Origin of the sequence: Pseudonocardia sp. EV170527-09 (genome assembly GCF_008369905.1) — a bacterium.
Classification (GTDB): Bacteria; Actinomycetota; Actinomycetes; order Mycobacteriales; family Pseudonocardiaceae; genus Pseudonocardia.
On the sequence record NZ_VRMC01000130.1, the window covers coordinates 1 to 9767 of the forward strand.

Here is a 9767-nt window from a genome sequence, read left to right on the forward strand (position 1 = left end):
GTGAACAGCTTCAACAAGCCGTCCGGGCCGGTCAGTTCCAGCCCCCGCGCTCGGGCGTCGGCCACCATCGCCGCTGCGGCGGCCTGCTCGGGCGAGAACCGCCGACCCGAACCCGTCTCGTTCTCAGCAGAGCCCATAGGGTCTGATGTCATCACTCACAGTGCCCATCCCGCCGGACGCTGAGGTCCGGCGTGTCGGGCCGGAACCACCGTTCGTTGCACAGGCCCACACCCGGGCGACCTGCCCGTCGAGCGCGGCCGCGGTGCGCGCGGACACCGGCCACACCGCGGTCGCGGGCGGTGCCGGGGCCGGCTCCGGCTCGGCAGCGGGCTCGGGCTCGGGGAGCTCCAGGACGACGTGCGCGTTCGTCCCGGACACCCCGAACGACGACACCGCGGACCGGCGGGCGTGACCGGTCTGCGGCCAGGCGGTCTCCTCCGACACCAGCGTGACGGCGCCCGCGGACCAGTCGACGTGTGACGACGGGGTGTCCGCGTGCAGGGTCGCGGGCACGACCCCCCGGCGCATCGCCTCGATCATCTTGATCACCCCGGCCACACCGGCGGCGGCCTGGGTGTGCCCGATGTTCGACTTCACCGACCCCAGCAGCAGCGGGGTCTCGCGGCCGGGGGCGCCGTAGGTGTCCAGCAGCGCCTGGGCCTCGATCGGGTCGCCCAGCGCGGTGCCGGTGCCGTGCGCCTCGACCACGTCGACCTCGCCCGGGCCCAGCCCGGCCGCGGCCAGCGCGGAGCGGATCACCCGCCGCTGCGACGGGCCGTTCGGCGCGGTCAGCCCGTTCGACGCGCCGTCCTGGTTCACCGCCGACCCGCGCACCACGGCCAGCACGTCGTGTCCGAGGCGCCGGGCGTCCGACAGCCGCTCCAGCACGATCATGCCGACGCCCTCGGACCAGGCCACACCGTCGGCGTCGTCGGAGAACGCCTTGCACCGGCCGTCGGAGGACAGGCCGCCCTGACGGGCGAACTCGGCGAACGCGTGCGGGGTCGACAGGACCGTGACACCGCCGGCGACGGCGAGATCGCACTCCCCCGCACGCAGCGCCTGCGCGGCCAGATGCAGCGCCACCAACGACGACGAGCACGCCGTGTCGACGGTGACGGCCGGACCCTCCAGCCCGAAGGTGTAGGACAGCCGGCCGGACAGGACGCTGGCCACCAGGCCGGTGTCGGCGTGCCCCTCGTCGTCGCCGAGCAACGCGGCGTAGTCCTGCCCGTTCGTGCCGACGAACACCCCGGTGGCGGTGCCGCGCAACCCGACCGGGTCCAGGCCGGCCCGTTCCCACGCCTCCCAGGTGACCTCCAGCAGCAGCCGCTGCTGCGGGTCCATGCCCAGGGCCTCGCGGGGCGAGATGCCGAACAGGGCCGCGTCGAATCCGGCGACGTCGTCCAGGAAGCCGCCACGGGTGGAGACCCCGTCGAGCTCCGGCGCGCCCAGGTCCCAGCCTCGGTCGGTGGGGAACGCCGAGGTGGCGTCGGTGCCGGAGGCGACCAGCTCCCACAGCTCCTGCGGGGAGGAGACACCGCCGGGGAACCGGCAGCCGGTCCCGACGATCGCGAGCGGCTCGGTGCGCTGCGCCTCCAGCTCCGCCACCCGCTCGCGGGTGCGGCGCAGATCCACGGCGACCCGCCGGAGCCGGTCGACGACCTTGTCCTGCTGCTCGTCCTGCACTGCTGCTCCTCGATTCCTGCCGGTCGCCGGGATGGGGTCGGGCCCCGGTCAGAGTTGGGCGTCGATGATGTCGAGCAGGTCGTCGACGTCGGCGGTCCTGATGTCGTCGTCGGGGCCACCGGTCGCGGGCGCGCCGTCCCGGCCGTAGGCCCGGTCCCCGGCACGCAGCCGGTCCAGCACCGCGGCGAGCCGACGTTCGAGCGGGGCTCGCTCGGCCGGGTCGGGCAGACCCGCCGCGAGCGCCGACTCCAGCCGATCCACCGCCGCCGCGGGCGACGGGTCCGGCTCCGACGCCGGGGCGAGTGCCGCGACCAGGTGCGCGGTGACCGCTTTCGGGGTCGGGTGGTCGAACACCAGGGCCGTGGCCAGCGGCAGCCCGGTGCGGGCCCGCAGCCGGTCGCGCAGCTCCACCGCCGCCATCGAGTCGAAGCCCTGGTCGCGGAACGACCGGTCCGGGTCGACGTCGGCCGGGCCGGGGTGACCGAGGACCGCCGCGACCTCGCGGCGCACGAGGTCCAGCACCGCCGCCGGGCGTTGCACCGCGGGCAGTGCGGCCGGTCCGGGGCCGGTCGGCTCCGGCGGGGCGAGCGCCCGCGCCGCGTCCGGTACCCCGGCCAGCAACGGGCTCGGGCGGACCGCGGTGAACCCGGGGGCGAACCGCTCCCAGTCGACGTCGACGACGGTGCGCACGGCCTGCCCACCGCTGAGCGCGGCGTCGAGCGCGGCCATCGCGGCCCGCGGGTCCAGCGGCAGCAGACCCTGACGGCGCATCCGGTCGGCGACGCCGTCGCGGCCCGCGAGACCCTGCCCGGCCCACGGTCCCCAGGCCAGCGACACGACCGGGACACCGGTGTCCCGCCAGGCCCGGGCCATGCCGTCGAGCTGGGCGTTCGCGGCCGCGTACCCGGCCTGCCCGGCACCGCCCCAGGTGGCGGCAGCGGAGGAGAACAGCACCACCACCTCCAGCGGGGCGTCGGCGGTGACCTCCCGCAGCGCGCGGGCACCGCCGACCTTGGGCCCGAACAGCTCGGCGAGCCCCCCGGCGGTCAGGTCCGGGGCGGCGGCGTCACCGGTGTCGACCCCGGCCGCGTGCACGACCGCGCGCAGCGGCAGGTCGGCCGGTACGGCCTCGACGACGGCCCGCAGCGCCGCGGCATCCGCGCAGTCGCAGGCGGCGACGGTGACCCGGGCCCCGGCCTCGGTCAGCTCGGCCACCAGCGCGGCCACGCCGGGGGCGGCCTCGCCGCGGCGGCCGGCCAGGACCACGTGCGCCGCGCCGCGACGGACGACGTGCCGGGCGACGTGCGCGCCGAGCCCCCGGTGCCGCCGGTGACCAGCACGGTGTCCCGGAACACCGGAGTCGCCCGATCCCCGGTCGGAGCGGGGACCAGCCGCCTGCCGAAGGCGGCACCGTCCCGGATCGCGACCTGGTCCTCGCCGGACGCGCCGGTCAGGACGGAGGCGAGTGCCGCGACCGTCGCCGGGCCGGGCTCGGCGGGCAGGTCGACCAGGCCGCCCCAGGACGGCCGGTCCTCCAGCGCGGCCGAACGACCCCATCCCCAGACGGCGCACTGCTCCGGGTCGGCGACCGCGGTGTCTTCCGCGGACCCCACCGGTACGGCCCCGGTCGTCGCACACCACAGCGGGGCGGGCACCCCGGCGTCGGCGAGCGCACCGGCCAGGGTCACCCGGCGCAGCAGCGAGGCGGGGACCTCCCCGCCTGCCGTGTCGTCCGTCTCGTCCGTGTCGGCCGTGTCGGCTCTCCCGGTTGTCTCGGCCGTGTCCCCGACGGGCAGCGACAGCACGACGTCCGGCGGATCGGTCGCGGCGTCCGCCAACGCCGCGGCCAGCGCGGCGCGGTCGAGACCGGTCGCGTCCAGGAACCCGACCGACGCGCCCACCGCGGTCAGGGCGGCGGCGGGACGCCCGCCGTCGACGACCACCAGGACCCGCTCCGGGACCGACGGCGGGTTCTGCAGCGGTACCCACTCCTCGCACAGCGCAGGGACCTCGGGGACCCCGCCCGCCCGGCCGGCCGGCGGTTCGGGCCAGAACCGGCGACGGTCGAACGGGTAGGTCGGCAGCTCCGGCACCGGCGCCCCGGACCCCGGCACCAGCGCCGCGGGGCGCACCGCGGCGCCCGCGACGTGCAGCCGGGCCGCCGCGGTCAGGGCGGTGTCCACCTCGGACCGGCCGTCCCGGCACAGCGGGGTGACCAGCACGTCGCCGTGCACGGGCAGCGCGTCGGGCACCAGACCGGACAGCGTGGCGTCCGGGCCGAGCTCCACGACGGTGTCCACCCCGGCCTGGGCCGCGGCCGCCACCAGGCCGGCGAACCGCACCGTGCCGCGGGCGTGCCGGACCCAGTAGTCCGGGTCGGCGGGCGCCGCCGGGTCGACGACCGTACCGGTCACGTCGGACAGGACCGGGATCCGCGCAGGCGTCAGGTCGAGCCCGTCGAGCACCTCGCGGAGCGGCACGCTGATCGGTTCCATCAGGTGCGAGTGGAACGCATGGGAGACCGGGAAACGGCCAGTCCTGCGGCCGCGGGCGGAGAACGACGCCGCGACCGCGTCGACGGCGTCGGCGGCCCCGGACAGCACGACGGCCGACGGGCCGTTCACCGCGGCCAGCGCCACCTCGGGTCCCAGGTGGGCGGCGACCTCGTCCTCGCCCGCCTCCACCGCGACCATCGCGCCGCCGCCGGGCAGTGCCTCCATCAGCTCGCCGCGTGCGGTGACCAGCCGGGCGGCCGAGGCCAGGTCCAGCACCCCGGCCAGATGCGCCGCGGCGAGCGCGCCGATCGAGTGTCCGCCGGTCAGCGCCGGTGTCACCCCCCACGACCGCAGCAGCGCGGCCGCCGCGACGTGGAACGCGAACAGGGCGGGCTGGGCGGTGCCGGTACGGGCGAGCCGGTCCGCGTCGTCGCCCCACACGATCTCGCGCAGCCCCGGGCGGAGGTGGCCCAGCACCTCGTCGAACGCCTCGGCGAAGGCGGGGAAGCGCCCGTACAGCTCCCGCCCCATCCCCGGACGCTGGGTGCCCTGGCCGGAGAACAGCACCGCGACCCGCCGTGGCACGGCCCGCCCCCGCGCGACCTCCCGCACCCCGGAGTCGGTGGCGAGCAGCACCGCGCGGTGCTCGAACCGGGACCGGCCGTGCACCAGCGCGTGCGCGACGTCGCCGCGCGGGAGCCCGCCCGACACCGCCGTGATCCGGCCGACGTGGGCGTCGAGCGCCTCGGGGGTGGCGGCCGAGACGAACCACGCCTCGGTGCCCGCCGGCTCCCGTGCCGGGTCGGTCCCGCTGTCGGGGGCCTGCTCCAGCACGACGTGGGCGTTGGTCCCGCTGATCCCGAACGCCGACACCGCGGCCCGGCGCGGACGGTCGCGGTCCGGCCACTTCTCGGCGGCGGTCACCAACCGCACCGGTCCGGCCGCCCAGTCCACGGCGGACGACGGTGCGTCCACCCCGGGGGTCGCGGGCACGATCCCGTGCCGCATGGCCTGCACCATCGCGATCACCCCGGCGGCCCCGGCGGCGGCCTGGGTGTGGCCCAGGTTGGCCTTGACCGAGCCCAGCAGCAGCTCCTCCGACCGGTCGCCGTAGGCGGCGCGCAGCGCCTCGGCCTCGATCGGGTCCCCCAGCGTGGTGCCGGTGCCGTGGGCCTGCACGACGTCGACGTCGTCCGGGCCGAGCCCGGCGGCGGCCAGCGCCGCGTCGATCACCCGCTGCTGGGACGGCCCGTTCGGGGCGGTCAGCCCGTTGGACGCGCCGTCGGAGTTCACCGCGGACCCCCGCAGCACCGCGAGGACCTCGTGACCGTTGCGGCGGGCGTCGGACTGCCGCTCCAGCAGCAACAGCCCGACCCCCTCCGACCACGCGGTGCCGTCCGCGGCCTCGGCGAACGGCTTGCACCGCCCGTCCGGGGCGAGCCCGCCCTGGCGGGTGAACTCGACGAAGCTGCCCGGCGTCGCCATCACGGTGACGCCGCCCGCGACGGCCAGGTCGCACTCCCCCGCCCGCAGGCTCTGCGCCGCCAGGTGCAGCGCCACCAGCGACGACGAGCACGCCGTGTCCACCGTGATCGCCGGCCCCTCCAGCCCGAGCTGGTAGGCGATCCGGCCGGAGACGACGCTGCCCGCCGTTCCGCGACGCCCCAGTGCGCCTCGGTGCCCTGCGGCGGACCGGCGTGCCCGCTGCCGTAGTCGTGGTACATCACCCCGGCGAACACACCGGTCCGCGTGCCGTGCAGCGAGTCCGGGGCGATCCCGGCACGTTCGAACAGCTCCCAGGCGCTCTCGAGGAGCAGCCGCTGCTGGGGATCGCTGGCCAGGGCCTCTCGCGGCGAGATGCCGAAGAAGGCGGCGTCGAAGTCGGCGGCGCCGGACAGGAACCCGCCCTCCCGGGTCGCGCTCGCCCCACCGGCCAGCGCGGCCAGGTCCCAGCCCCGGTCGTCCGGGAACGGGCCCATCACGTGCCCGCCGGCGTCGAGGACCCGCCACAGGTCCTCCGGCGAGGCGATCCCGCCCGGGTACCGGCAGGCCGTCCCGACCAGCACCACCGGGTCGTCGTCCGACGGCGGCCGCGCCGGGAGCGCACGCCGTGACGGCGCTGTCTCGCCCAGGACCCCGGCCCGCAGGAACGCGGCCAGCGCCGCCGGGGTCGGGTGGTCGAAGGCGACCGCCGCGGACAGCTCCAGCCCGGTGGCCGCGGCCAGCCGGTTGCGCAGCTGCACCGCACCCACCGAGTTCAGGCCGGCCTCGCGGAACGCGCGCCCGTCCCGTGACTCCGGCACGTCGACGCCCAGCGTCTCGGCCAGCGCCGTGCGCACGATCGCGGTGAACGCCGCGGTGCGCCCGGCCTCGTCCAGCGGCTCCACCCGTGCGCGCAGGGCGTCGCGCACCGGGTCCGAGGGGCCCGCGGCCGCGACGGTCTCGAGCAGGCCGCGCAACAGCACCGGGACCGGCCCGGGTGTTCCCGTTCCGGTCGCCTCCAGCCGGACGACGACGGCGTCGGCGCGGGCGGGCAACGCCACGTCGGCCGCGGCGGCGACCTCCTCGAGCGCGACGGCGCCCACCCCGGCCGCCGGCGGCAGCTCCGGTTCCGGGTCGCCCCAGGCCAGGACGCAACCGGCGAGACCGTCGCGGACCCGGGCCGCGGCGAGCGCGGACAGGAACGCCGCGGCCGCCGACTCCGCGCCGCACCCGGCCGAGCCGAGCGCACCCCGCACGGTCCCGGTGAGGACCAGCGCCGGCGCCCGCGCGGCCGACCGGGAGGCACGGTCGCAGTGCAGTGCGCCCGCCAGCACCGCGTCGAGGTCGGCACCCCGTTCGCCGTCGGCGTGCACCAGCACGGTCACCGGCCGCGGTGCGGACGCCAGGGCGGCGGCGAGCGCATCGGGGTCGGCCGGGTCGGTGTCGTGCACCACGCAGGCCGCGCCGAGGTCGTCCAGCTCCCCGGCGAGCCGGGCGATCGCGGGGTCACCGAGCCCGCCGGGTCCGCACAGCAGGACCTGGCCGAGGCGGTGGCCGCGGACCAGGTGGCGGACCAGTGCCGCGGTGCGCGGGCCGGGTGCCCCGGCGACGGCGACCGCGCCTCGCGGGTCGGGGTCGGGGGCCGCCGTGCCCTCGGCGGGCGGGCCGGCCGGGGCCAGCCGCGGGACCAGGGCGACCCCCTCGCGCAGCGCCAGCCGCGGCTCGTCGGTGCCGACGGCCAGGGCGAGCGCGTCGGCCGAGGCGGGCGTGCCGTCGGTGTCGAGCAGGACGAGCCGGTCGGGGTGCTCGGCCTGCAGCGCGGCCAGCCCGCCCCACACTGCGGCGGCCGCCGGGTCGGGGGAACCCGGGTCGCCGCCGGGGTCGACCGCGCCGACGGTCACGGCCACGACCCGGCCGGGACCGGCGAGCAGTGCACGGCAACGCGCGTCGGCGTCGCGGGTCGCCGCCGCCACGGACGCCGCGTCGGGAAGGCCACGACCAGGCGCCGGGGGCACGACGGCGGCCAGCACGGTGATCTCCGGTTCCTCGGCGTCGCGGTCGACGTCGAGCGCGTCGAGCACCCCGGCGATCCCGTGCAGGTCGGCCGGGGCCCCACCGGCCGCCGACCAGCGGCGCGGCAGCTCGCACACCCCGGTGCGGGTGGACGGCAACGGTGTCCACGACGTCCGCAGCACCGTGCGGTACCGGCCGCCCGCGGTGGCGCGCAGCCGGGCCGGGCCGTCGAGCAGCAGGTGACGGGTGATCTTGCCCGACGAGGTGCGCGGCACCCGGTCGATCTCGAACAGCTCCTCGGGCACCTTGAACGCCGCCAGCCGCTCCCGGCACGCGGCGAGGGCGGCGTCGGGGTCGACACCACCGGGTCCGGCGACGACGAACGCGACGGGGACCTCGCCCTGCACCTCGTGCGGGCGGCCGGTGACGGCGGCGTCGGCCACGCCCGGCACGCCGAGCAGCACGTCCTCGATCTCGGCGGGGTGCACGTTCTCACCACTGCGGATGATCAGCTCGCGGGTACGGCCGGTGATGGTGAGGTACCCGGCCTCGTCGAACCGGCCCAGGTCACCGGTCCGGTACCAGCCGCCGGGCATCGCCTCGGCGGTCGCGTCCGGGCGGCCGTGGTAGCCGACCATGAGGTTCGGTCCGCGGACCCACACCTCACCCTCCGCGCCGGCGTCGACGTCACGGCCGTCGTCGCCGACCAGGCGCAGTGCGACGCCGGGCACCGGCAGTCCGCAGGACCCGTCGACGGTGGCCCCGGTCGGCCAGTTGACCGCCATCAGACCGCAGGTCTCCGTGCTGCCGTAGCCGTCGAGCAGCGGGGCCCCGAAGGTCTGCTCGAACGCGGTCCGCAGCGGGCCGGGGCAGATGGAGCCCGCGGTGAGGGCACGGGTGAGGCTGTTCGGCCCCCCGCCCGCGGCGCGGGCCTCGGCGACGAGCCGGTGGTACATCGCGGGGACCCCGGCCAGGAAGGTGTAGGAGCCCGCGCGCAGCTCGGCGAGGACGTCGTGCGGGTCGAAGGCCTCCATCAGCCGGGCCGTCGCGCCGACCGCGGTCACCCCGACCACGCACAGCACGTGGGCGAGGCTGTGGTGCAGCGGGAGCGGCCACAGCACCCGGTCCCCCGCGGCCAGCCCGACGATCGGCGCGTAGCAGGCCGCCACCGACCACAGGCAGCTGCGCTGGGTGGACAGCACGCCCTTGGGACTGCCGGTGGTGCCCGAGGTGTAGAGCATGAACGCGACGTCGTCGAGGTCCTGGTCGTCGCGGGCGGGCTGCGGGGGCTCGGTCCGGGCGAGGCGCTCGTAGCCGTGCACCCCCCGCGGCAACGGCCCGTCCCCGGTCACGAGCACCGTCACCGAGGGCCGACCGGGCAGCAGGCCGAGCACCTGCTCCAGGTGGGCCGGGTCGGTGAGCACGACCCGGGCCCCGCTGTCGTCGAGGACGTGCGCGAGCTCGTCGGCGGACCCGGCCGGGTTGCAGGGCACCGCGACGCCGGACGCGCGCAGCACCGCCAGATAGCTCTCGACCACCTCGACCGCGTTGCCCTGCAGGATCACCGCCCGGTCGCCGGGATGCAGCCGCAGGGCCGCCAGGTGCCCGGCGAGCCGGCCCGTGCGCACGTGCAGCTCGGCGTAGGTCACCGACCGGACCCGGTCGGCGAAGGCGACCGTGTCGCCCCGCTCCGAGGCGTGTCCGGCGACCAGCTCGTGCAGCGGCCGGATCAGCTCTGTGCGCAACATGCCGTCTCCCTGGGTCGAGATCCGGCGTGACGGTAGGTGCGACGGGACCGGTGTCGACGACGGCCTGAGACTGACCCCCTGACGTCGGATTGGGATTGACCCCTTCTGGGCGACGCTGAGGGGGTGTTGTCGGTGGAGGACTGGTCCGAGATCCGTCGTCTGCATCGGGCGGAGGGTGTCCCGATCAAGGAGATCTCCCGCCGGCTGGGAGTCGCGCGGAACACGGTGCGTTCGGCGCTGCGGGCGCCGGGCCCACCGCGGCGGGAACGGGGCCCGCGGGGTTCGCTGGCTGATGCGGTCGAGCCGCAGGTGCGGGCTCTGTTGGCGCAGTTCCCGCGGA

At 77.3% G+C, this 9767-nt stretch carries 3 protein-coding genes and 2 pseudogenes; 1 reads left to right on the forward strand and 4 read right to left on the reverse strand.

What is annotated here, in order from left to right; all coding sequences use genetic code 11:
• Nucleotides 1-222: 222 nt before the first annotated feature.
• The 4 genes and pseudogenes from FVA95_RS26100 to FVA95_RS32260 form a co-directional block, all read right to left on the reverse strand.
• Nucleotides 223-1584, reverse strand: a pseudogene (locus FVA95_RS26100) (beta-ketoacyl synthase N-terminal-like domain-containing protein); the annotation flags it as partial.
• Between the two features lie 153 nt (nucleotides 1585-1737).
• Complete coding sequence (locus tag FVA95_RS26105) at nucleotides 1738-2955, reverse strand: beta-ketoacyl reductase (protein WP_167306430.1); 1218 nt, start codon at nucleotides 2953-2955, stop codon at nucleotides 1738-1740.
• The gene (locus FVA95_RS33275; protein WP_149666498.1) at nucleotides 2892-5984 is read right to left on the reverse strand and encodes a type I polyketide synthase; all 3093 of its coding nucleotides are present in this window, start codon (nucleotides 5982-5984) and stop codon (nucleotides 2892-2894) included. Before FVA95_RS33275 ends, FVA95_RS26105 begins: the two co-directional genes overlap by 64 nt.
• Nucleotides 5927-9592: pseudogene (locus FVA95_RS32260) on the reverse strand (AMP-binding protein); the annotation flags it as partial. The gene FVA95_RS33275 and the pseudogene FVA95_RS32260, both read right to left, overlap by 58 nt.
• On the opposite strand from FVA95_RS32260, the gene FVA95_RS26120 reads away from it, so the two are divergent.
• Nucleotides 9551-9767: sigma factor-like helix-turn-helix DNA-binding protein (locus tag FVA95_RS26120; RefSeq protein WP_193564260.1), on the forward strand; the 217-nt coding region annotated here is incomplete at its 3' end. The pseudogene FVA95_RS32260 and the gene FVA95_RS26120 overlap by 42 nt on opposite strands.